We start from the raw sequence: 23154 nt of genomic DNA, 5'->3' as shown, positions 1-23154 counted from the left end.
GCAACACAATCCCATTGCCGCCTTGACCCCGCATCCGGCGGCGTCTGGGACTATACCGAACAAGATCAATGTCACCTGCCCTTCTCCCTCGGCCCAACCTCCAAGGCGAAGTTTCTGCAGGTCCGCTCCTATGTGATCTGATTCACCAGGACCACAGCGGTGATCCACAGTCGGCGCAGGGCGCGTTTCCACAGTGGCCGGCCGCGACTTCGGGCACGATCAAGGAACCAAACCGCGTGAAGCGGACACCGACGTCAGATAAGGATTGTTGAGGATCAATAGCCATAGAGTCCCGAAAGTCAACCTTGCACCACATAGGTGAGGTATTCACGAGTGTCGTCGTCAGGCGATGACGGCTTCGATCGCCTTCTTCAGCGCGGACGGCTGCGCCGGGGTGCGCGGGGCCGTGGCCCGCATCTGCTGCATCCGTTCCCCGAGATCCTGAAGCTGCTTGCGGCCCAGCCCTTCGCGGACCTTCGGGAACCAGTCGCCCTCCTCTTCCGCCATGTGGTGGGTGACGTTCTCGATCAGCACCGTCGTCTTGGCCTCGAACCGTTCGTCGTCAGGTTCCATCGCGTACAGCTCCGCGCAGAGCAGATCGGCGACGTGATGCTCCTCGTACGACTCGAGCACGTCGTCCTCGAGATCCGGCAACAGTTTGCGCACCTCGGGATACATCACCTCATTCTCGAGATAGGTGTGCACGGTCAGCGCCTCGATGATCTTCCTGACCAGATCCCCTTTACGTACGTGGGCCTTGTCGCCGGCGCCCTGGAAATCCTGGAACAGCCTGCGCATGTCCTTGTGATCGTCTTTGAGCAGCACGATGGCATCGGTGGACATCCCGGTCCTCTCTGATCGTGGGAGCACCTCGGCCGAGGCGGCCGGTCTGCCCCGCTTGAGCCGCTGATACCCGCTGCCGAACTGAGCAATCCCGAATCGGGCAGAACGCCCGCGTCGCACCGGTCGTGCCCCGAGGTGTCAGAAGCCGCGCAGAGCCGGCACCAGCTCGCGTTCGGCGAAGTCGAGGAATGCCACGCACCCGCCGGCGACCGTTGCACGCCTGTCGATGCTCGGCACGATGTCGATCCAGTGCCGGATGGTCGTGTCACGGCGGGGTTCTGGATGCACGTCCCGGGTATGTCAGCAGCCATGGCCGGTCACGCGCGCGCCGCGGTGCTGTTCGACATCGACGGCACCCTGGTCGACACCACCTACCTGCACACGGTCGCCTGGTGGCGGACTTGCTGCGGGCCGTGGCCGGGCTCGGCCTCGCAGTGGTGCTCGCCGCATCGGCCAAGGAACGCCGGAGCGGTCGCCACGTACCGGGATCCGGCCGACCTGCACGCGGCATTGGGAGACAGCGCCATCGCCCGGCTCGGTCACCGTTGAGCGTGTGCCTCGCATGTTCGGTCTTGTCCGGCGTCCGGCACGGAAACAGGGGCACCAGCCGGCCGGCGGGCGCCCCTGTTGCCGTGAAGGTCCGGCATCACGTACGGACAGGTGTGATCAGTACCAATACCTGCGACCGGCGATCGGGCGGCCGACCGAGCCCAGGATCCAGAAGGCTGCGCCGACGATCAGCAGGATGATGCCGATGGTGTACAGGATCGACACATGCAGGAATATGCCGAGCAACAGGAGAATGAGGCCCAGGATCAGCATGGTTAGCTCCGTTCTCGCTGCGGTGTCTCCGAGCTTGGACGCCAGATACCCCGTGCCGTCCCTTCTCAATCACGGACGTCGCGCAGTGCTATGTCCATCCATGGTGGATGGCCGGGCGCGCACCACTTCGCCTTGCGGACCCTCGTCGGGTGCAAACTCCTTGATCAGACTTGCACCGTTGTTCCAGACCCCCACCGGTCGGTGGACTGCCAGGTCCGCGTAGGCGTGGGCAACGACCCAGTCCGAGCCCGTCCTGGATCTGAGTTACCGACCGGTATTCGCTGGATGGGGTTTCGGCGCGTCAAGATCGTCCCAACCGTCACCCGTGTAACTCTTGGGGGTCCTTACTTGGCTGGACATGGAGGGCCTGGATGGCGGTTATCGTTGCCGCGGACGACGAGCCGGCGGTGCGCGAGCTGATCTCGCGGATCTTGGAGGGTGCCGGGCATACGGTGATCACCGTGCACGACGGCGGGGCCGCGATCGTGCGCGTACGTGAACTGCGCCCGGACCTGATTCTGCTGGACGGATTGATGCCCCCCGGCATGAGTGGGTTCGACGCGTTCGCCGTGCTGCACGATGACGACGAGTTGTCGGCCATTCCGGTGATGATCGTGACCGGCTCCGTGACCCCTGACGAGGTTCGCCGGCAGCTTCCGGATGTCTGTGACGTGGTGACCAAGCCATTCACGCCCGACGAGCTGCTGCATTGTGTTCGCCGGATGCTCGGCCTGCCCGGGCCGTCTACGTAGGCCCGCGTGTGCCGGAGTCTAGTCTCGGCGCCCGGCTGTGCCGGCGAGTGTCTTGCCGACGTTGCTGAGCAATTCGGCAGCGGTGAACGGCTTGTTCACGACGCACGTCGCGTCGTTCGTGCCGGATGCGGGCCAGACGGGGGCCTCACCGGAGCCGGTCATGAACAGCACAGGCATGTCCGGGTACCTGGCGTGCAACTCGTCGGCGATCGCCACGCCTGAGCGGTCCGGCAACATCATGTCGGTGATGAGCAGTGCAACGTCGTGGAGGTCCGTACGCAGCGCGGAGTCGGCGTCCCCGACGGCGGTGGTGCGGTAACCGTTGCGGTTGAGGATGCGGACCACGACCTCGCGCACGGCCTCCTCGTCCTCGACCACCAGCACTCGTTCGCCGTGCCCGGGGGTGGGCGCGACGGGGGACTCCGTGGATGCGTCGTCCTGCCACGCGGCGATGGGGAGAAGCACCCGGAAGGTGGTGCCGACGCCGGGTGCGGAATCCACCTCGATGGTGCCCCGGGCGTCGGTGACGATGCCGTAAACGGTGGCGAGTCCGAGGCCGGTGCCCTGGTGCGACGGCTTCGTGGTGAAGAACGGTTCGAAGAGGCGGTCTTTGACTTCCGCGCTCATCCCCGTCCCGTTGTCGCTGACGCTCAGTTGAGCGTAGTACCCCGGCGGCAACAACTGAGACGGCCCTTCGGGCCGTTCACTGGTGTCGCTTTCGATGTTGACGACGCCTCCGTGGGGCATGGCGTCCCGGGCGTTGATGACGAGATTCAGCAGGATCTGGTCGAGCCGGCCTCGGTTGGCGCGCACCAGGACCGCGGTCGGCGCGGTGTGGCAGCGCAGCGTGATGTTGGCCCCGATGGTCCTGACCAGCAGGGCATGCGCGTCCGCCACGACCAGATTAAGGTCAACGATCTCCACCTGGGTCGGTTCTCTCTTGGCGAACAAGAGCAGCTGGCTGGTCAGATCCCGGGCCCGTTCAGCAGCGCCGCGGATTCGCGCCAGATCCTTCGCCACCTCCTCGGTCTCGTCGGGAATGAACTCGGCGGAGCTGAGGATGATGGCGAGCAGGTTGTTGAAGTCATGGGCCACGCCACCGGCGAGATGGCCCAGGCTTTCCAACCGGGCCGCCCGCGCCGCCTGCTCGTCGGCGAGTTTCTGCTCGGCTTCCTGCTGCTTGCGGACAGTGATGTCGCGTTCGGTCGCCGCGCCGCCGATGACCACCCCGTTCTCGTTGCGAATCGGCCACAGTGCGGTCGACACGATGACCTCGCTGCCGTCCTTGCGGCGCCGGCTCGCCCCATCGATGTGGTACTCATGGCCCGCGGCCAGGGCGGCGAGAACGTTGGCGGCCCTTTCGTCGCGGTGGGGTGGCAGCAGCATCGTCACATGGTGACCAATGACTTCGTCGGGCCGGTAGCCGTAGATCCGTTGAGCGCCGCTGTTCCAGGCCGTGATCGTCCCGTCGAGGTTGACAGCGACCGTGGCGTCGGCGGACTGTTCCACGATCGCGGCCAGCACCGCCTTGTGCCGCGCGGTGGCAGCGACCGTACGGGTGGCCAGCAGCGCCAGCACGACGGCGAGCAGAAGGCACGCGATACCGACGGCGATCAGCACCGTCAACGCTCTGGAGTTCGTGCTGCGCGCCACCACGTCGTCCGCGTCGGCGGTGGCACCTGCCTGCGCGGCAAGCTGGTCGACCGCTTCGATGGTCTGGACGAACCATTGCAGTGCCTCACCCGCGACCAGGTTGTTGGCCTCCGCGATCTTCGCAGGCACGCCGGAGCGGTACCCGGACACGATCCGCGCGTCCAGATCCATGAAGTGGGTGAATGCGTCCTCGGCGGTGATCAGTTGGCGCCGCTCCTCCGCGGTGAGCGGGAGGGCCGCGAGCCGGGCGAGATCTTGCCGGAACGCCGCCGCCGAGGCCAGGAAGGCCCGGCGCTGCCCGATGGCATCGTCGGTGGCGTTCGGGACACCCCGGACCGTGTCGAACGCATACCCGGTCTGCCAGCCGTTGATGTCAGCGATGCGGAACTTGGCGGTGAGCGCGTCACGCTGCAGCGCGGCGGACTCGGCGGCCTGCTGGTGGGCGTCGCGCTGCGCGAGAGTGTTGTCGACGGCAATGCCGATCATGACAATCAGGAGCAGTGCGACGAAACCGAAGGCGCCGCCGAGCCGCACGCCGATGCGAACTCGACGCAACGTCTGCATGTCTCAATCTTCCTGAGGAAGTGTCAAACATGAGGCCAGGCACGCGACGCCTCACGGGCAACCGGCGAGTTGCATGTTCAACCGATCTCCGTACCCACATCGTAACGACTCTTCACCGCTGACGCGGCCCGATCACCGCCGTCCCCGCAGTACCCATGACGGCTGGGCGCCACCGGCGCGCTCTCCCGGGGCGCCCTCTTCCAGGGGTCAGGCCTGGCCCGGGCGTATCTGTGGTCTCGTACCCGGTCAGCGACACGCGCGAGCAGGCGTTCGTCGAGGCGATGGGCGGTACGCCGGAGCCGGTCGCGGACCGGCGCGGGTGACCTCGCGTTTCGCCTTCAGACGCTCCTGCACCCGACCGGCCGGCAGCACAGGTCTCGCCGCTGCGGGCCGCACCAAGCACAATGGATCGGTCTCCACATGTTTGTCGACCCGTCACCGCTCCGGCAGGGCCGCGACACCGTCGAGCACTGGCACGCGGCAGACGAGACCGAGATCAGGAAAGGAGGGCAGCCTGTGTCTTCGGCCATCGCCGACGCCAACCAGGTGCACCGCTTCGAGGTGGCGACGGACGACCCGCAAGAAGCCGTCGAGATCGTCCGCAGCATTTACGCCGACACCAAGATGAAGATCTCCGGCGAGGAGTCCACGTTCTTTTACCGGCAGCGCAGCGTCAGCGTCGGGCCGTTGGCGGTCGACGACGTGACCAGCCCGATCGGCGTCGACATGCAGAGCCCGTCCTTCGACTTCCTGTGTTTCATCACGGCGGGACGCGCTCAGGCCAGCATCCACACCCGCGACCTGCACGTGGACATGATCGCCGGAGACACCGTGGTCGCCCCGACGGGTCAGGTCCACAGCTCCTTCGCCCGCGACCTCGACACGGTGGTCATGCGGCTGCCGATCGCGCCGGTGGCGGCCCGTGTCGGGCTCGATCCGCGCCGGTTCCGGTTCACCGCGATGACCCCGATGACGCCCGCCTTGGGTCGCTACTTCCGCGCCGCCATGCAGCATATCCACGCACAGGTGCAGCAGCCGGACACGGCACTCGCCCATCCCCTCGTCCTGGCGGGCGCGATCGACATGATCGCAGGCGCGGCCCTGGCGACATTTCCGTACGCCTGCGGCCAGAGCAGCCGGTCCGGGGCACAGGCCGCCGCGGTCCGCCGCGCCGTCGCGTTCATGGAGGCGAACCCGGCCAGGCCGCTGACCATGGCCGACATCGCCGCTGCGGCCGGGATCAGCGTCCGCGCCCTGCAACAGGGCTTTCAACGCCAATTGGACACCACGCCGCTGCTCTATCTGCGCCGGGTACGGCTCTCCCACGTCCACGAGGACCTCCAGGCCGCCGATCCGGCCAACGGTGACGAGGTGTCCTCCATCGCCCGGCGTTGGGGGTTCGGGCACCTCGGACGGTTCGCCGCCTACTACCGAGCGGCCTACGGCCTTTCGCCGCGGCACACGCTCCGTCGCTGATCTGGCCGCGTTCATCGACCCCACGCGGACAACGACGTGACCGTAGGGTCAGCTGCTGAACGCGCGCACAAGAGTTGGCTCGTGGGTCATCAGCCGTGGCAGGAGCGCCGAATCGAGGGTGTACGCCGCGAAGACGCCGGGCGCTTGCCGCGCCAGGACGACGGTTCCCTCGCGGAGCAGGTCCGCGGCCAGCCGATCCCCCGTCTGCAGGCGCTCGAGTACCGCTGCGATGTCGACATTCGACGTCAACGCCACCCAGCTGGGCCCCCGCGTGAGCGCACTCTTCGCCGGTATGGCTTTGTCCTTGACGAAGGACAAGCGACACGATTCGTAATCGAGCAGGGCACGCAGGACGTGGGACTGCCACTGGGCGAACGAACGTTGCCCGCCGATCCACGCCTCCAGCAGCGGTCGGAGCACCAGCCAGTTGCCGTGCAGATCGCCTTCCTCCCAGTCGAGCTGCTCGCGTGCGATGCCACCGCGATCGACGATCGCGTCGTAGAAGGACGGCACCAACTCCTCACCGCAGAACTGGGCGAACGCACTGATCGTCATGGGCGCCAGCGCGACGGCGTGATGGAAGAACATCTCCACCTGCGCGAGCTGTGCCGGCGTCCCCGTGCCCGTCGCAGGCGTGAAGTAGCCCGAGAAGAAACGTGGGTCCTGGGCGACCGCGGCGATGTCGGTGGCCGGGACGTCGGTGAACGGGTACTCGATCCGCAGCGCGTCGAGATCGAAGTCGCCCGCCGGTCCGGTCTGCGTCAATCGCGACGGCGGGAACAGTCGGAGCCGATGGAATTGAACGGTTTCGGCACCCAACAGCTTCAGTCGCGCTCCCAGGGCGATCGTCCCGGACAACTGCCTGGCCGACTCGGCGGGGAAGCCGATGATGAATGAGCAGGTCGCGGAGATTCCGTGTTCCCTCAGGTTCTGGACCGCGGCTGTTGCCTCGCCCGGGTCCAGGTGCTTGTCTATGGCGTGCTGGACCGACTCGTTCGCGGACTCGACTCCGAAGAAGAGCTTCCAGCAACCCGCGGCCTTCATCTTCGGCAGGATGCCGTCCAGCCGAAGGTCCGTCCGGGAGTTGGCCATCCATTCGACCGGCAACCTCGCGGCCATCATTGCGTCACACAGTTCCGCGACGTACCGCTGGTTGACCGTCAACAGGTCGTGCACCAGTATGAAGCTGCTGTAGCCGAGGCTCTCGTGGAGATGGCGCATCTCGTCGACGATCCGGCCCGCCGGCTTGACCCTGTATCTGCGCTGCCAGAAGGGCGCGGTGGCACAAAATGTGCACGCGAAGGGACATCCACGGCCCGCTTCGATGTACATGATCCTGCGCACGGCGTCCGACGGGACGGTCCGAGCGTAGCGGTGGAGATCGATGCACGAGGTCGGAGTCCGCCACATCGGCGGCAGGTCGGACATGTCGAGAAGGGTGCCCCCGGGGTTGCGGTGAATCGTGCCGTCGGTCCGGTGGCACAGACGTGGGATCCCACGCACGGGATCGCCCTGTTCAAGGGCGTCGAGCAGCTCGGCGAAGGCGAGCTCACCCTCGCCCTCGATGACGAAGTCGAGTTCGTCTATGCGTCCGAGCGCTTCCATGCCCAGCGCGCCGAAATGCGGTCCGCCCGCCACGGTCACGGCCGACGGGGAAAGCGTCTTGGCCAGTCTCAGCAGTCGCTCGGCCTGCAGGCTGTTGCTGTACATCGAGGTGACCGCCACGACACGCGGCTGGATGTGCCGCAGCGCGCCGGCGAAGATCGCGAGGTAGTCGCGCGGGCTCTCGTCCGGCTCGTTCGCCACCTCCAGGTCGAGATCCAGGATCCGGACGTCGTGGCCGAGATGCAGCAGCCATGATGCGAGAGTGCACAGGCCGAGTGGGGGTGTGACCTCGCGGCCGGGCATCAACGGCGGGTGTACGAGCAGGACGTCCGTCACGCGCGCTCCCCCACTCGACTCTCCCGTGTCCGGCCCTCTCGCCCCGGGCACGCGCACGCTGACCGACTCGGTTCCGGAGTCGCAAGGGTTCAGGAAACGATGACTTTCGCCGTGGCGGACGCGATCAACCGGGCCAGTGTCGGATCGTTCAGCCGCGCCAAGCCTTCGACGTCCGCGGTCACGGCGACGACCGTTTCGACCCGGGCGCCCTCGCGCAGGAACAGCTGCACCAATGTTTCGCCCTGCGCCGACGAGCCGACCCGCACTTCCATCACGTCGGCACTGTCGACGCGCATGGCCACGTCCCGGTATCCGCGCTCCGGCCTGATGTCGATCTGACCCGCGCGCTCCGGCAACCCTTCGGCGGCGGCGTCCGGTAGGTATCCCGTGACTGCCAGACGTTCCTCCATCACATCCCCCTATCGGGACGAACGTTACGAACGTGCACGAAATCGGGCGATGCCGCCCACACTCGGCGACTTCCGGCGCCGGGACAGCGGCGAAGACTGCGCTTTCTCCGTCGCAACATACGCGAATGACGGACGCAGACGAGGACGTTTCCGTCACGACTGGTCCGAGCCCGCCCGCTGGACGGCCGGGCCGTACGGAGCCTGTCCGTCGCGCCCGACCGCCTGCGGCGTAGGGTCTCGACCATGCTCGATGTCCTGAATGACCTGGTCGAGGAGCTGGATCGGCTGGAGGCCATCCTGTCCGCGCTGCCCCGCAGCGCCTGGGGGGCAGCCTCCGCCGCACCCGGCTGGACGGTCACCGACGTGGTGCTGCACCTGGCGCAAACCGAAGAGGCGGTGACGGCGAGCGCGGACGGGCGCGACTTCGAGTTCGAGGCCGGGACCGGCGACAGAACTCTCGACGAGGTCATGGACCGGTTGGTCCGCGCCGAACCGGCGGCCCCGGATGCCGTGTTCGCGCGCTGGCGAGCGGCCCGGCGGTCGTCTCTCGCCGCGCTGCGCGACGCCGATCCGCACCGGCCGCTGCGCTGGGCCGCTGCCGCTTTGCGGCCCCAAACCCTCGCCACGACCCGGTTGGCCGAGCATTGGGCTCACGGGCTCGACATCACCGGACCGCTCGGCATCCCGTTTCCCGACACCGACCGGCTACGGCACGTCGCCTGGCTCGCCCACGCCACCCTGCCGTACGCGTTCTCACTCACCGGCCTGACGCCCCGTGACGTGTTCTGCGAGCTGGTGGGGGTGAGCGGGCAGACCTGGCGGTTCGGACCCCCCGATGCCGAGTCGCGGATCACCGGTCCGGCCGGGGCATTCTGCCGGGTCGGTGCCCAGCGCCTGGCCCCGGGCGCTTCCGGGCTGCACACCGACGGCCCGCACGCCGCCGCGGCCCTGCAGGTCCTGCGCACCTACGCCGCCTGATCCGCGGATCATCCGTCAGACGATTTCCGGGGCCACCGGCATGGATCTCTCAGGTTCGCCCGGCCCCGACCGACCGGAATCCCTGGACCGCGTACTCCGAGCGTGGCACCGGCCGCGCGGGTCGTTTCGGAGCGCCGGTGATGGGAGCGCAACGTCATGTCAGTGGCAACGCCGACAGGGTCGTCCTCGGCCGGCCTGCGCCCCTCCGGCGTGCTGTACGACAGCGACCTGACCCGGGTCAGCCGGGTGCGGGCTGCGGACGGCGGCACGGCCGTCCGTAAGGAGATGCTCGGGGCGAACGCCGCGGCACGGGCAAGCCACGAGCACGCGATCCTGGTCCGGCTGGCCGGCGTCGACGCCGTGAGCCGGCTCGCAGGCGACCCCGCGCCCACCGACCGGCACGGGCTGACGCTCGTCGACGTCCCCGGCCGGGCGTTGACGGAGCTGCCGCCGTCCGAGCGTCCGGACATCGCCGGCCTGCCGGCGTTCGCGCTGGCGCTGGCGCGCATCCTCGGCCAGGTGCACCGGGCCGCGGTCGTACACCGCGACATCAACCCTGCCAACATCCTGCTGCGCCACGACGGCCAACCGGTCCTGATCGACTTCGACCTGGCCACCACGTTCGCCGAAGTCCGGCCCGCGTTCACCCGCCCCACCGAGATCCTCGGCCGGCTGCCGTACCTGGCGCCGGAACAGACCGGACGTACCGGGCTGCCCGTCGACTCCCGCGCCGACCTGTACGGCCTCGGCGCATCCCTGTACGAGCTGGCCACCGGGCACGCCCCGTTCGGCGACGGCGACCCGTTGCAGCTGGTACGCGACATCCTCGCCCGAACCCCGCGACCACTGGCAGAGTTCGTACCGGGAGTGTCCCGGGGCCTGTCCGACATCGTGGCCCGGCTGCTGGAGAAGGAACCGGCCCGGCGCTATCAGAGCGCCGAAGGGCTGATCCACGACCTGACCCGCCTGGTCGCCGCACCGGACGCGTCCCTGCGGCTGGGTGAACGGGACTTCCCGAGCCGGTTGTCGCCCCCCTCGACGGTGGTCGGGCGCGACACCGAGAGCGCCACGCTGCGGTCCGCGTTCGACCGGGCGGTCCACGGCCGCCCGACGGGACTGCTCGTCACCGGAGCGCCCGGGGCGGGCAAGTCCGCCCTGCTCTCCCAGCTGCGCCCCATGGTCACCGCCGCCGGGGGCTGGTTCGTCACCGGCAAGGCCGACCAGTACCGCCACGACGCTGCCTCCGGGGTGGCAGTTCAAGCGCTGCACGGCATCGGACGGCTGCTGCTGGCCGAGCCGGAGGACGAACTGGCGCAGCACCGGACGCGGATTCTCGCGGCGCTCGGCCCCAACGCCGGCCTGATCGCCGCGGCCTCGCCCGAGCTCGCCACGCTGCTCGGCGACCATGAGATCGGGGCGGACGACCCGATGGAGCTGCAGGCACGTCTACGGCAGGCAGCACTCGACCTGCTGCGCGCGATCGCGTCGCCGCAGCGGCCGCTCGTCCTTGTCTTCGACGATCTGCAGTGGGCCAGCCCGTCCGCGATCGGCATCGTCGACGCCATTCAGACCGACGATCACGTTCGCGGGCTGCTGTTGGTCGGGGTGTACCGGGACCGGGAGGTCGACGCGGCGCACCCGCTCACCGCGTTGTTCGACCGGTGGCAGCGACTGGGAGTGGCGCCCGAACGACTGCATCTGGACAACCTCGGCCCGGGAGATCTGGGCGATCTGGTCGGGCAGATGCTGCGCCTGTCCGCCGAGCCCGCGGCAGAGCTCGCCGGCGTGCTGCGCGAGCGGACCGGCGGAAACCCGTTCGACACGGTCGAGCTGATCAACGCGCTGCGCGGCGACGGCACGCTGGAACTGGGTGACTCGGGCTGGCGCTGGGACTCCTCGGCGATCCGCCGCTACATCGGGTCAGGCAACGTCGTCGACCTGCTCACCGAACGCATCGGCCGGTTGGCCGAATCCGACCGCGAGCTGCTGCGGGTCATGGCCTGCCTCGGCGGCACCGTACGGCTCGACCTGCTGGCCCGCGCCGGCGGGCTCCGTCCGGAGACCACTCGCGAGCGCCTGGCCGCCGCGCTGGACGACGCCCTGCTGGTCATGGACGACAACGGCGGAGGCACGCCCACGCTGCGTTTCCGGCACGACCGGGTGCAGGAGGCGGCCCGCCACGATCTGGACACGACGGCCCGGCCCGCCACCCACCTGGCGATCGCCCGCCGCCTGGCCGGGGCGAGCGCCTTCCACGCCGAGGCCGCCGAGCAGTACCTCGCGGCCGGGCCGCTGCTGCGCGACGTCGCACCGGCGGAGCGGCGCACGGCGGCGGAGCTGTTGGGCGCGGCCGCCGCCGCGGCGCGGCTGATCAGCAACCACTCGACCGCCGAGCAGTACCTCAGCGCGGCGCTCGGGCTCTGGACGACCCTCGGTGCGGCCGACCATGACCCCCTGCCAATCGTGTGGGAGACGCAGCGGCACGGCGCCCTCTACAGCCTCGGCCGCCTGGACGAGGCAGACGAGGCGTACGGTTCGCTGGAGCATCTCGCGGCCGACCCGCTGGCGTTGGTGGACGCGGCCTGTAACCAGATCTCGAGCCTGAGCAACCGGTACCGGCACGCCGACGCGGTCAGTCTCGGCTTCGCTCTGCTGGACCGGCTCGGCTACGCCCCTCCGGGCGAGGATGCCGGGGCCGAGTTGGAGCGCCGCTTGGACGCGATGTACCGGTGGATCGAGACCGCCTCGGTGACCGAGGATCTGGCCCGTCCGGAGCCGACCGACCCGCGAGCGCTCGGCGCGGCACGTGTTCTGCAGCGACTCGCTCCGGTGGCGTTGTTCTCCGCCGACCCGACAGGGCTGCCGTGGGTGGTCACCGAGGCGCATCGCTTGTGGACGGAGCACGGCGCCTGCGCCGCGCTCGTTCCCACGATCGCCAGTGCCGGCTTTGCCACCATCCAGATCGGTGGGAAGCACAGTGTCGGCGAACGCCTCGTCCAGCACGCTCTCGCCGTGGGTGTCGCGCGTGGCTACGAGACCGAGACCGCTCAGGCCCGGTATGTCAACGCGGTCGGTACCCTGCACTGGTTCCAGCCCCTCGAGGACGAGGTGCGCCAGGCCCGCCTGGCGCGAGAGGGCCTGCTGCGCGGCGGTGACCTGCATTCGGTCTGCATGGCCTACTGGCCGTCGCTGTTCGCGCTGGTCGACACCGGACCGACCCTCGACGACCTCGAGGCCGAGGTGGACGCGGCCTCGGCCTTCGCTGCCCGTACCGGCAACGACAACGCCTCCGCCATCCAGATCATCTACCGGCAGTTCGCGCACGCCATGCGCGGCCGGACCAGCACACCGGGCGGGTTCAGCGACGACACCTTCAACGAGCTGCAGCACTTGGAGGTCAACAAGCGGGTCGCGCTGCACTACTTCATGTACCGGGCGCTGTCCGCGGTCATCTTCGACGACATCGAAGTAGCCCGTTACACCGATCAGGCTGCACGTCTGGCCCCGATGCTGCGCGCCTGCTACACGTACGTTCTGACGCAACTGCTGCAGGCGCTGGCGCTGGCCCGGCAGGTGCGCGACGCGGAGCCGGAGGCGCGGCCCGCGCTGCTGGCGGCGTTCGACGCCTGCCGGGACTTCCTGGCCGAACGCGCCAACGACGCGCCCGAGAATTTCCGCCACCTGTTGCACCTGGTCGAGGCCGAACGGGCCTGGGCGGTCGACGACTTCCGCGCCGCCGCCACCGCGTTCGACGCCGCCCTGTGCGAGGTCGAGCCGCGTCAGCGGCCGTGGCACAAGGCGCTGATCTCCGAGCGGGCCGGCCTGTTCCACCTGGCGCACGGGATGTCACGCACCGGCCGCGGCCTGCTCGCCGAGGCGCGCGAGCACTACCGCGGCTGGGGTGCCGCGGGCAAGGTCCGCCAGCTCGACCGCACCCACCCCGACCTGCCCACCACGGGCGCCGCGCCAGCGCGGCAGGCGCTCAGCACCAGCGTCCGCGTCGACGACATCGACCTGCTGGCCGTCCTGCGGGCGTCGCAGGCGCTCAGCTCGGAAACCGACCTCGACCGGCTGCAGGCCAGCGTCGTGGAGCAGGTGGGCGCCCTCGCCGGAGCCACCGCCATCCGGCTCGCCCTGTTCGACACCGACGCGGGCCGCTGGATGCTGCCCAACCCGGGCCGGCCCGGCGACGCCCCGCTGCCCATCTCTGCGCCAGAAACCGAACGGCTCGTTCCGGTACGGGCGCTGCACTATGTCGAACGCACCCGCGAGCCGCTCCTGGTCGCCGATACTGCCGGCGACGACCGGTTCACCAGCGACCCGTACCTGGCGGATGCGCCGCGCGGTTCACTGCTCGTTGTCCCGGTGCTGCAGCAAGGTGCGCTGCGGGCGGCGCTGGTGTTGGAGAACCGGCTCAGCGTCGACGCGTTCACCACCGACCGGCTCGGCGCCGTCACGCTGCTCGCCGGACAGCTCGCCGTCTCCCTCGACAACGCCCAGCTTTACCGGCGCCTCGAAACCAAGGTCGCCGAGCGCACCAGCGCCCTGCAGGCCGCCAACGAACAACTCGCCGCGCTCAGCCTGACCGACCCGCTGACGGGGCTGGCCAACCGCCGCCGCTTCGACGACGCCCTCGATGCCACCTGGACGCGAGCCGGCAAGTCCGGCACGGCCGTCACGCTCGCCATGATCGACATCGATCACTTCAAGTCGTACAACGACTCGTACGGCCACCAGGGGGGCGACGAGTGTCTGCGTCGGGTCGCCGCCGAGATCGCCGGAACCGTCCGCCAGGGCACCGACATCGTCTGCCGGTACGGGGGCGAAGAGTTCGCCATCGTCTTCACCGGCGCGGACCACGACCGGGCCGCCGCGGTCGCCGAACGGGCTCGCGCCGCCGTGGAGGCCCTGGCGCTACCGCACGAGCGCACCGAAGCCGGCGTCATCACGCTCAGCATCGGCGTCGCTACGCATGTTCCGGCGCGGGGTGGATCCGTGCACGATCTCGTCGAGGCCGCGGACGCGGCGCTGTACCAGGCCAAGGAAGCGGGCCGCAACCGGCTGTGCATGGCGGACCCGGCCGCACACTGACCGGGGCGAACCATCCGCGTAGTTCAGGGGGCCAAGGCCCGGGGAGCCAGCAACGCGGTCAGCCGGTCCGGCGGTTCGGGCCTGGAGAAGTGGTAGCCCTGGCCGTACGGGCAGCCCATCCGGAACAGCAGGTCGTGGTGCTCCCGGTGTTCGATGCCCTCGGCGACGACCCCGAGTTTCAGGATCTTGGCCAGGCCAACGATCGCCTCGACCAGCGCGAACTGCTCGTCGCTGTGCGCGATTTCGTCGATGAAGGACTTGTCGATCTTCAGGATGTCCACCGGCATGTGGCGCAGGTAGCTCAGCGAGCTGTAGCCGGTGCCGAAGTCGTCGATGGCGATCCGGACGCCCCAGTCACGCAGCTCGCGAAGGTCTTCCCAGACGTTCTCGGCGTCGCGAAGCAGGAGGCTCTCGGTGACCTCCAGGAGCAGCCACTCGGGACGGGCGCCGGACTCGGCGAGCGCGTCGCGCACCTGGCCGACGAAGCCGGCGGTGCGGAACTGCCGCGCCGAGACGTTCACGCTCACGTAGCGCAGCGGCCCGTCCGCGGCGGCCGCGCGCAAGCCGGCGAAAGTCCGCAGCGCGTCGCGCAGCACGGCGTTGCCCAGGGACACGATGGAGCCGTTCTCCTCGGCCAGGTCGATGAACCGGTCCGGGCCGAGCAGCCCGAGGGTCGGATGCTGCCAGCGCACCAGCGCCTCGAGACCCACGACGTCCTCGCTGCCCAGCTCGACGATCGGCTGGTAGCGCAGCACGAACTGGCCGTCGGCGACCGCGTCGTTGATCGACGCCCGCAGCTCCAGGCGTTCCACCACGGCGGAGTGCAGCTCACTCCGGTAGCGCTGCCAGGTGTTCTTGCCCTCGCCCTTGGCGAGGTACATGGCGAGGTCGGCCTGACGCCGCAGCTCCGTGCTGCCCGCCGCCTCCACGCTGGTCGCCACGCCGACGCTGGCCTTGGCGCTGACCACGTGCGTGCCGCCGCTGCCGTCGCCGACCTCGACCGGCACGCTCAACGCCGCGACGACGCGGGCGGCGACCTCGTCGACGCCGGACTCGTCGTTCGCGAACCCGACCAGAACGGCGAACTCGTCGCCGCCGGTACGTGCCACGGTGTCCAAGGGGCCGATCGTGCGCGTGATGCGCTCCCCGACCGCGATCAGCAGCTGGTCACCCACGGCGTGCCCGAGGGTGTCGTTGACCTCTTTGAAGTCGTCCAGGTCGAGGAAGAGCACGCCGATCGTGGAACCGTCGTCCGCGGCGCGCACGGCCGCGTGCTCCAGCCGGTCCTGGAACAGCTCGCGGTTGGCCAGCCCGGTCAGGCCGTCGTAGAAGGCCTGATAGGTCAGGTCGCTCTCGAGCTTGCGGCGCTCGGTGACGTCGCGCATCGTGAGCACGAATCCGTTGACGGTCGGGTCGGCGCGTAGGTCCCGGCAGCCGCACTCGACCTGCAGCAGCCCGCCGTCCGCGCGTACGGCCAGCAGGTCGACGCTGTCCTGACGACCGCTTCCGAGCAGGTCGCGCAGGTCGGCGTGGTCGGTACCCGCGAACAGGCCGCTCAACGGGGTATCGACCAGCTGCGGACGCCCGAAGACGTGTTCAGCGGACGGGGACGCGTACCGGATCTGCTCCTCATCGTCGACGATCAGGATCACGTCCGAGGCGCTCTGCACAAGCGTACGGAAATAGTCCGCGCTGCTGCGGCGGCTCACCTCCTCGGTGAGGCTGATCCGGCCGATCGCCATGGCTCCCTGCGCCATGAGCGCTTCGAACGGCTGCCGCAGGGAGTGCAGGGCGCGGGGCGCGGCGGCGAGGTAGGCGTGCATGGCGCGGCCCGGGCCCTCCGCGGTCCGGCCGCTGCCGAGAACCGTCGCGTGCAGGGCGAACGCGTAGCCGGCCAGCTGGGCCGCGATGTTCTCCGGCAACGTCGCGACCTCGGACAGGACGGCCAGGTGACCGGACGGCGGGTCACCGGCGAACTCATCGACGACGAACGTCAGGCGGTACGGTTCGCCGTCCGCGACCAGGTCGGCGACGGCCAGGCGCAGGGCGACCGCGGCCTCCCGCTCGCTGGCGGCCGCGACGAGCCTCGCGCCGGCCTCCCGCAGGACCCGCTCGCGGGCGCCCGCCTCCCGCTGGGCCCGGAGCAGGTCGACCACCCGCGCGATGACCAGCAGGAACATCGAGGTGCAGGCGACGGCGATGACCAGCGCGTCGTGTACCTCGTGACGGAGGGCCTCGACGGCAAGCAGGACCGGCGCGATCAGCGCGGCGACCGACATCAGCGCGATGCGGCGGCCGCCGGTGTGCGCCGCCAGCCGGCTGGGCTGCCGGTCGAGGGTCAGCTGGGTCATCGACGGGTGCAAGGCGCAGAAACCGAGTGCGGTGTAGAAGAAGACCCAGCCCGCGTCGGTCGGGCCGCCGACCGTCCAGGTACCGGCCAGCTGGCGCAGGCCGTACACGACGTCGGTGATCAGCAGGCCGGAGACACCGGCGCCGAGGATCGTGATCGCGAGGTTCCGGCGTCCCGGCGCGATGAGCAGGCGCAGCAGCATGGCGAGCGCGAGCACGTCGCCCAGCGGATAGGCCACCGAGGTGAGCTTTTCCAGCGGATTGAGACCGGCGTCACCCACGTACGGCGCGACCAGGAAGATCCAGGACAGCAGGCCGAGGCCGGCCGTCGGCACGAGGGCGTCGAGCAGCGCCGCCCGGTTGCCGCTGTCGGAACGCGCCCGAATGAAGATCAACAGGGCGGCGGCCAGCATGGGGTACACGGCGAGATAGAAGACATCCGCCATGCCGGGAAACGGGTTCTCCCGGTGCAGGAAGTCGGTGAGGATGTTGTACGTGGTGTCACCGGCGGTGAAGCTGGCCAGGACGCCGGCGAGCAGCCACCAGGGCAGCCGCCGCGAGGGCCGGTGCTTGCGCACCCCGGCCAGGACGGCCACCGCGCCGGAGAGGCCGATCGCGGCCCAGATGTACATGCTGAACGCGGGGAACGCGTAGAAGGCCGCGGTGAGCGCGAGCATCCAGACGACGAAGCGGGCATGTGCGGTACGCGTCAGCATGTGGGCTTCCAATAACCAGGCAGAGGGAATTTGCCGTGTACTGCCCGTATCGGCGCCGGATGCCCTGCTCGAAGGTGTTGTGTCACCAGCGACGTCCTCTCAGTTTCGCCGGATGCGGGCGGCGGCGCGGCATGCACCCGGCTACCACCCCGAAATCGCTCAGCTAGGGGGTTCGCGGGGCCGATCTGGCCTTGGCGGACCTGCGGGGGGTGGATGCGTTGGAGGGCGTCGCACGGAGCGCCGAGGAGCTGTCGGCCGCCCTGCTGGCGATCGAGGACCAGATGATCGTGGAAGTCGAGGCTGCCTACACCACCGCGGTGGAGCTCGAACGCGAGGCCGCCATCGCGGGCGACGAGCACCTGCACATGCGTGCCCGGCTGTGCCGGGCCGGGTTGCTCAGGCGCATGGGTGCGGTCGCGGACGCCGCGCGGGAGTTCTCCGCCATCCACCAATGGGCCGTCGAGCAGGCGGACCGCCGGCTGCAGGCGCGCGTTCACGTGTCCTGGGCGAATTTGGAGCGGATGGCCGGTGACGCCGCCAAGTCCCTGGAGCACGCGCTGAGCGCGGTCGAGCTGCTCGATGAGACCGCCACCGCGTACATGCGGATCATGTACCCGAGCAACCTGGCCGATGCACTGGTGGTCAACGGTGAAGTGGACGCGGCGCGGCCGCGTTACCGTGAGGCCGAGCGGCTCGCCCGGCAGCTGGGACGATGGGACCTGCTCCCCACAGTGCTGAACGACTGGGCCTACGCCGAATACAGTTGCGGGGACTTCCTGCGGGCCCGCGAGGTCGCCCACCGGATGCAGGAGTATGCGGCAGAACGCAACCTCGACCTGCTCCCCTCGTGGCTCGACACGATCGGCGCGATCCAGATCGAGAACGGCGAATTTGCCGACGCTGAGCAGACGATGCAGAGGTGCATCGCCCGGCACAGGGCCGGAGACGCGGGCGACGACGACTATCTGGCCGAGTACCTGCTGACCCTGGCCCGGGCCCAGCGCGGCGTCGGCGCGACCGCCGGGGCCCAGGTCAGCCTGGACGCCTCCCGCGCGCTGTGCACCGAGCGGGAGCTGCAGGAGGTGCTGCTCCGAGTGCACCAGGAACAGGCGGAACTGCACGCCGCCCGCGGAGAACACGCCGAGGCGTTCGAGACACTGAAGGTCTACTTCGCCGCCCAGGAACAACTACGCGCGCGGCAGGAACAGGACAGCGCACTGGCGCGGCATGCGGAGTTCGAGACCGCCGAGGCCCGGGAGGAGGCCGACCGCTTCCGCGAGCAGGCCCGCCGCGACCCCCTCACCGGGCTGCACAACCGCCGGTACGTCGACGAGGAACTTCCCGCCCTGATCGCCGCCGACCCGGACCTGACCGTGGCAATCGCCGACATCGACCATTTCAAGCGAATCAACGACGAGCTGTCCCACGACACCGGCGACCAGGTGCTCGTCAAGGTCGCGAAGCTGCTGGACACCGAACTGGCCACCGCGATCCCGGAAGGGTTCGTCGCGCGGCTCGGCGGGGAAGAGTTCCTCCTCGTCCTGCCCGCCACCCCGGTCGCCCTGGCTGTCCGGCAGCTCGACGAGGTGCGGCGGGCCATCAGTGAGCACGACTGGCACGACACCACCGCAGGACTGCCCGTCACGGTCAGCATCGGGGTCGCCGGAGTCAACGAAACCTCCCCGCGCAGCCAGTCCTCAGCGCTGTCCGCCGCGGACCGCAACCTCTACGCGGCGAAGCACGCCGGACGCAACCGCGTCGTGGCCGGAACGGAGCCCGAGCCCCGCCGGCGCGCGTACCGTGACCGCGACGCGCCCTGAACGTTCATGGGACGGCAGTCAGAACGGGTCGGGCCGCCGCGGAGAACGGCGCTGCGCAACCGATGACCGTGGCTTGCGGCTCCGGAGCGTGCGGGAGGCCGCGACAGCCGCGTATACAGTGGCGACCACAATGGAGAGTGCGCATCAACGACAGGGGAAATTGATGTCCGAGCCGTTGTCACGCCGTACGCTGCTGCGCGCCGCCGCGGGCGGCGCGATGGCCGTGGCCGTGGGGGCCGGGCCCGCCACCACCGCCGCACATGCCGCCACGGGAGTGCCGGCGCCGGTGCGTGAGCTGGAGGAGAAGATCCGCGAGGCCATGACGAAGTACGCCATTCCCGGCGTCGCGTTGGGCCTGTACCACCGGGGCACCGAACACGTGCGTGGCTTCGGCGTGACGCGCGTCGACGACCCGCGGCCGGTGGACGGTGACACCGTCTTCCGGATCGGCTCCACCACGAAGACCTTCACCGGTACCGCGGTGATGCGGCTGGCCGAGCAGCGCCGGCTCGACCTGGACCGGACGGTGCGCAGCTATCTGCCGGACTTCCGTACCGCGGACGCGGCCGCGTCTGCGCGGGTCACGGTGCGGCAGCTGCTGAATCACACTGCGGGGTGGCTCGGCGACTGCTTCCTCGACACGGGCACGGACGATCAGGCCCTGGCCCGGTACGTCGCCGAGATGTCGCGGCTCCCCCAGCTCACCTCGCCGGGCACGGTGTTCGCGTACAACAACGCGGCGCTCGCGGTCGCCGGCCGGCTCGTCGAGGTGGCCGCGGGGGTCACGTACGAGGAGGCGATCCGGCGCCTGATCCTGGAGCCGTTGGCGATGGGCGGCAGCGGCTTCTCCCTCGCCGAGATTCCCGGTGCCGTGCTGGCCGTACCCCACTACATCGGCCCGGACGGTGCGCCGGTCGCCGACCCGGCACTGCTGGACATGCCGCGCAGCATCCACCCCGCCGGCGGGCTGATCGCCAGCGCCCGCGACCAGCTTCGCTGGGCCCGGTTCCAGCTCGGCACCGGCCGACCACTGCTGAGCCGCCGTTCACTGCGCCGGATGCAGACGTGTCCCGGGCCCGGCGGCACCCTGTTCGTCGAGCTCGACGGCATGGGGGTGACCTGGATGATCCGTCCCACCGCCGAAGGGCCGACCGTGATCCAGCACGGCGGCGACTGGGCCGGTCAGCACTCCGGGTTCCTGATGGTCCCGGAACGCGACTTCGCGTTGACCGTGCTGACGAACTCCGAGAGCGGCCCGGCGCTGCTCGGGGAGCTGTTCGCCGACGACTGGGCGTTGAGCCGGTTCGCCGGGGTGCACAACCTGCCGGCGGTGACCCGGGCCCGCAGCGCCGCCGGCCTCGCCCCCTACGAGGGCCGCTACACGGCCGAGCAGATCGGCCTGCAGGGCGATACCACTACGGTGGAACTGGATGTGGTCGCGGACGCCGGGCAGCTCAGCGTGCGCTTCGGCGGGCAGGAGGGGCTGCGGCTGGCGTTCTACCGCGACGACTACGTCCGCGCATTCGACCCGAGCGGCGGCGACACGTACGTCCGCGCCAATTTCGTGCGTGACGGCGGATCCGTCGCCTGGCTGCGCTTCGGCGGCCGGTTGTACCGGCGTGGTCCCGCGGGCGCGCCACGCGCCCTGCGCATGCCACACGCCACGGGGATCCCGACGCCGATGACCCTGCCGTACGCGTAGTCGAGGTGGCCGCGGCGGCACACCGTGTGCGGGGGCTCAGGATGCGACGGGCGGGGTGGTGATCCGCGCGGGGTCGGCAGCGCGTTGAGCCAACGTGTTGATCACACGATGGACGTCGGCCAGTCGGACGGTCGCGGACTCGTCCACGGTGGTCAGCCCGGCTTCGACGAGATCGCGGATCACTTCGCTGGGCGTGACACCACGTCGCTCCGCCTCGGCGAGCAGGCGTTCGGTCAGGTCGCGGGAGAATCGCACCGACTGCACCACGGTGGCGGCGCGGGGCCGGTTGTCGACCTGAGCTCCCGACCAGTCCCGATCTTCCAGAGCGGCGATGGCGTCGTCGTGCTTACTCATTCGCTCGTCCTCCCATCCGACCGACGGCTTCGATCTCCGCCTCGTCCAGGTAGCGCGCGCAGATCACCGTGTACTCGTCATCCTCGCCCTCGATCAGGGCGACTGCCAGCCAGGTGCCGGACCGGTCGCGCCCGGCCACCTGGAACGCGGCGCCGATGTGCCGGCGCACCCGGTGCCGCCCGAACAGGACGTCCGTCACCGACAACGGCCTGATGGCGGCTGCAGCCAGCCGCTGGTAGGTCTGGTCCGTGAAGACATAGACCTCCTCGGGCACCCCAGCAGTGTATACGAGCGTATACACCCTTGCGGTCCGGCCTTCGGCGGACTGCACCTCACCGAACGGGCGAACTGCACCGAAGGTCGCGAAGTGCCTTCGTGGGACGGGACGGTGGTGGCCGCGCCTCGATCGACCCACGCCAGCTGCTCTCCTCGCCTGGATTTCCCGCTCAGACGAGTCCAGATTGTATAGATGCCGGTCACATAGTTCTCAAACATCCGGTTCCATTTGGGTCCCAGACCGCCGCGCACCCGGGGAGGAGGCGCCGCGTCAGCCACCCGCAGGCCGGAACCAGGCTCGCACCGCATGGTAGGCCGGCTTCGGGGAGCCGTCGGCCCGCAGGAGGCCGAAGTGCTCTTCCCGGTCGCGGCCGCTCGTGCCGCTGTCCCGGGCGCAGTACCAGAACAGCGGCCCGGCGTAGGGGTGCGCGTACCAGGAGGTCAGGGCCGGTGCGACGAAGTCGCTTTCCTGCTGCTCACTGACGGAATGCCGGCCCCGCGTGGGGTAGCCGAACTCGGTCGCCCAGATCCGCAGGCCGCCGTCGCCGTGCGACACCATCACGCGGTGCAGGGCGTCCGGGACAGCCGTCAGCTTGTCACTGACCGACGGGGCATCCGTACCGGTGTACGGGTGCAGCGCCACCGCGTCGAAGGCTCCCCGGCCGCCGGACGCGTAGACGTCGCCGAGGAACCGGGCGGGCGCGTTGCGGCCGCCTCGGGGCACGAGCGACCCGAGCACCACGGTGACCCCGCGGCCCGTCTCGGCGGCCGCCCGCCGGACACCCTCGACGCAGGGCAGCAGAAACCTCCGGGTGTACGCCGTGGCGTCCGGCCGCGGGCGCCCGGCGGCCGGCAGGTTCACCTCGTTGCCGATCTCGTACGCGCTCACCCCCCGCGGCAGGTAGTGCCGGACCGTCCGGTAGCAGTACGCCGTCAGCAGCCCGGGATCGGCCGGCGGGGCGTGGTCTCCGGCGCCCCCATTGGCCCAGGCCGGGACGGTGTGCAGAATGCCCAGCGTGTGCAGTCCGGCCGCCGCCGCGTCGCGGACCACCGGGTCGTACAGCGGCCAGTCCCACCGGCCGCGCTGCGCCTCGATGAACCGCCAGTCCAGGTCCGTGCGCAGCCAGGTCAGCCCGGCCGCCCGCATCGCCGCGTAGTCGGCGGGCCGGCGCGGGTTCCACGGCTCCACGCCGCCCGCCGCGACCCCTCCGGCCGCGGCCGCGCCGGGCGTGGCGACCTCGGACGGGGCCGGCCGCGGCGACCGCTGTGGGGACGACGCCGACGCCGCGCCGGCGAGCATCAGACTCGCCGTGGCCGCCACCGCCGCGGCCGTGCGGCGGCCGGAAAGACGCATCGACGCTCCTCACGGACGGACGGCGACCGCCGGGGCGGAATCAGCGGCCTCTG

General features: G+C 70.0%; 17 protein-coding genes. 7 read left to right on the top strand and 10 right to left on the bottom strand.

Annotated features, from left to right (window positions below; all coding sequences use genetic code 11):
• Positions 1–342: 342 nt before the first annotated feature.
• Entirely contained in the window at positions 343–843 is a 501-nt protein-coding gene (locus tag ACMCNK_RS35015) for a hemerythrin domain-containing protein (protein ID WP_412740616.1), read from the bottom strand.
• 138 nt (positions 844–981) lie between these two features.
• Entirely contained in the window at positions 982–1131 is a 150-nt protein-coding gene (locus ACMCNK_RS35010) for a hypothetical protein (RefSeq protein ID WP_412740615.1), read from the bottom strand.
• A gap of 21 nt (positions 1132–1152) precedes the next feature.
• Here ACMCNK_RS35010 and ACMCNK_RS35005 point away from each other — a divergent pair, with 21 nt between their 5' ends.
• Positions 1153–1392, top strand: coding sequence for a hypothetical protein (locus ACMCNK_RS35005; protein WP_412740614.1), 240 nt, complete (start codon positions 1153–1155; stop codon positions 1390–1392).
• A 117-nt stretch (positions 1393–1509) separates the two neighbouring features.
• On the opposite strand, the gene ACMCNK_RS35000 is transcribed toward ACMCNK_RS35005, so the two are convergent.
• Complete coding sequence (locus tag ACMCNK_RS35000; RefSeq protein ID WP_412740613.1) at positions 1510–1665, bottom strand: hypothetical protein; 156 nt, start codon at positions 1663–1665, stop codon at positions 1510–1512.
• Positions 1666–2036: 371 nt separating this feature from the next.
• On the opposite strand from ACMCNK_RS35000, the gene ACMCNK_RS34995 reads away from it, so the two are divergent.
• On the top strand, positions 2037–2417 hold the full coding sequence (locus tag ACMCNK_RS34995) for a response regulator (protein ID WP_412740612.1): 381 nt from the start codon (positions 2037–2039) through the stop codon (positions 2415–2417).
• 18 nt (positions 2418–2435) lie between these two features.
• Here ACMCNK_RS34995 and ACMCNK_RS34990 read toward each other — a convergent pair whose 3' ends face one another.
• Positions 2436–4634, bottom strand: a complete 2199-nt coding sequence (locus ACMCNK_RS34990; RefSeq protein ID WP_412740611.1) for a PAS domain S-box protein — start codon at positions 4632–4634, stop codon at positions 2436–2438.
• Between the two features lie 516 nt (positions 4635–5150).
• Between ACMCNK_RS34990 and ACMCNK_RS34985 the strand changes: the two genes are divergently transcribed.
• Positions 5151–6110: an AraC family transcriptional regulator gene (locus tag ACMCNK_RS34985; protein ID WP_412740610.1), complete on the top strand. Its 960-nt coding sequence runs from the start codon at positions 5151–5153 to the stop codon at positions 6108–6110.
• Between the two features lie 48 nt (positions 6111–6158).
• On the opposite strand, the gene ACMCNK_RS34980 is transcribed toward ACMCNK_RS34985, so the two are convergent.
• The gene (locus ACMCNK_RS34980; RefSeq protein ID WP_412740609.1) at positions 6159–8051 is read right to left on the bottom strand and encodes a B12-binding domain-containing radical SAM protein; all 1893 of its coding nucleotides are present in this window, start codon (positions 8049–8051) and stop codon (positions 6159–6161) included.
• 89 nt (positions 8052–8140) lie between these two features.
• Positions 8141–8461 (bottom strand): hypothetical protein, encoded by a 321-nt coding sequence (locus ACMCNK_RS34975; RefSeq protein WP_412740608.1) that lies wholly within the window; start codon positions 8459–8461, stop codon positions 8141–8143.
• Positions 8462–8704: 243 nt separating this feature from the next.
• Here ACMCNK_RS34975 and ACMCNK_RS34970 point away from each other — a divergent pair, with 243 nt between their 5' ends.
• A complete protein-coding gene (locus ACMCNK_RS34970) occupies positions 8705–9439 on the top strand; it encodes a maleylpyruvate isomerase family mycothiol-dependent enzyme (RefSeq protein WP_412740607.1) in 735 nt (244 codons plus the stop codon).
• A gap of 162 nt (positions 9440–9601) precedes the next feature.
• Positions 9602–14530, top strand: a complete 4929-nt coding sequence (locus ACMCNK_RS34965; protein WP_412740606.1) for a diguanylate cyclase domain-containing protein — start codon at positions 9602–9604, stop codon at positions 14528–14530.
• 23 nt (positions 14531–14553) lie between these two features.
• On the opposite strand, the gene ACMCNK_RS34960 is transcribed toward ACMCNK_RS34965, so the two are convergent.
• Positions 14554–17595 carry a putative bifunctional diguanylate cyclase/phosphodiesterase gene (locus ACMCNK_RS34960; protein WP_412740605.1) on the bottom strand — a complete coding sequence of 1014 codons (3042 nt, stop codon included), beginning with the start codon at positions 17593–17595 and terminating at the stop codon, positions 14554–14556.
• 209 nt (positions 17596–17804) lie between these two features.
• Between ACMCNK_RS34960 and ACMCNK_RS34955 the strand changes: the two genes are divergently transcribed.
• Together ACMCNK_RS34955 and ACMCNK_RS34950 are read left to right on the top strand one after the other, a co-directional pair.
• Positions 17805–19415 (top strand): diguanylate cyclase, encoded by a 1611-nt coding sequence (locus ACMCNK_RS34955; protein WP_412741081.1) that lies wholly within the window; start codon positions 17805–17807, stop codon positions 19413–19415.
• A gap of 163 nt (positions 19416–19578) precedes the next feature.
• Positions 19579–21117, top strand: coding sequence for a serine hydrolase domain-containing protein (locus ACMCNK_RS34950; protein ID WP_412740604.1), 1539 nt, complete (start codon positions 19579–19581; stop codon positions 21115–21117).
• A gap of 36 nt (positions 21118–21153) precedes the next feature.
• Here ACMCNK_RS34950 and ACMCNK_RS34945 read toward each other — a convergent pair whose 3' ends face one another.
• The 3 genes from ACMCNK_RS34945 to ACMCNK_RS34935 all read right to left on the bottom strand — a co-directional run bounded on the left by ACMCNK_RS34945 (position 21154) and on the right by ACMCNK_RS34935 (position 23101).
• The gene (locus ACMCNK_RS34945; RefSeq protein ID WP_412740603.1) at positions 21154–21471 is read right to left on the bottom strand and encodes a CopG family transcriptional regulator; all 318 of its coding nucleotides are present in this window, start codon (positions 21469–21471) and stop codon (positions 21154–21156) included.
• The gene (locus tag ACMCNK_RS34940; protein ID WP_412740602.1) at positions 21464–21745 is read right to left on the bottom strand and encodes a hypothetical protein; all 282 of its coding nucleotides are present in this window, start codon (positions 21743–21745) and stop codon (positions 21464–21466) included. The genes ACMCNK_RS34945 and ACMCNK_RS34940 overlap by 8 nt, the downstream gene beginning before the upstream one ends.
• Positions 21746–22018: 273 nt before the next feature.
• Positions 22019–23101, bottom strand: a complete 1083-nt coding sequence (locus ACMCNK_RS34935; RefSeq protein WP_412740601.1) for a hypothetical protein — start codon at positions 23099–23101, stop codon at positions 22019–22021.
• Between the last annotated feature and the right edge of the window lie 53 nt (positions 23102–23154).

The organism is Krasilnikovia sp. MM14-A1259 (genome assembly GCF_047159535.1).
In the GTDB taxonomy this organism is placed as follows: Bacteria; Actinomycetota; Actinomycetes; order Mycobacteriales; family Micromonosporaceae; genus Actinoplanes.
This window is presented reverse-complemented; position numbering and strand designations above follow the sequence as displayed.